Origin of the sequence: Vibrio sp. S234-5, assembly GCF_000960595.1 — a bacterium.
Taxonomy (GTDB): Bacteria; Pseudomonadota; Gammaproteobacteria; order Enterobacterales; family Vibrionaceae; genus Vibrio.
In genome coordinates, this window is sequence record NZ_JZAM01000372.1 from 1 (window position 1) to 413 (window position 413).

1 protein-coding gene is annotated in these 413 nt (G+C 55.0%); it reads left to right on the plus strand.

Going from position 1 to position 413, the window contains the following annotated elements; all coding sequences use genetic code 11:
* Positions 1-9: 9 nt before the first annotated feature.
* Positions 10-413, plus strand: a 404-nt coding sequence (locus UF06_RS21595; RefSeq protein ID WP_045572311.1) for a TonB-dependent receptor plug domain-containing protein, incomplete at its 3' end; no start/stop codon positions are given.

Sequence of the window (413 nt, forward strand, 5' to 3'; positions counted from 1 at the left end):
GCAACAAGGATGTACAAAAACACAACAGCCTTATCGGTTGCTACAAGTCTTGCCCTAGGAACAGCATCGCTGACACCCCTCGCTTTCGCAGAAGGGCAGCAAGTCGCGCAACTACAGAAAATGACAGTCACCGGTTCACCGATCTCAACTACCCACATGGAAGGTCCGTCACCTGTCACTGTCATCACCAGCATGGATATTGCGGCAAAAGGATTTAACAGCGCGGAAGATATTCTCAACAGCTTGACGCAAAACACCGGCGGCACGTTGGCACAAACCAACTCCTTCTCCTTCACCCCTGCGGCCCAGCAGGTCAACCAGCGTGGCCTAGGCGCTTCTCGCACACTGATCCTGATAGACGGGCGTCGTATGCCACCGTATCCGCTGGCAGCGACCGGCGTACCCAACTTCCA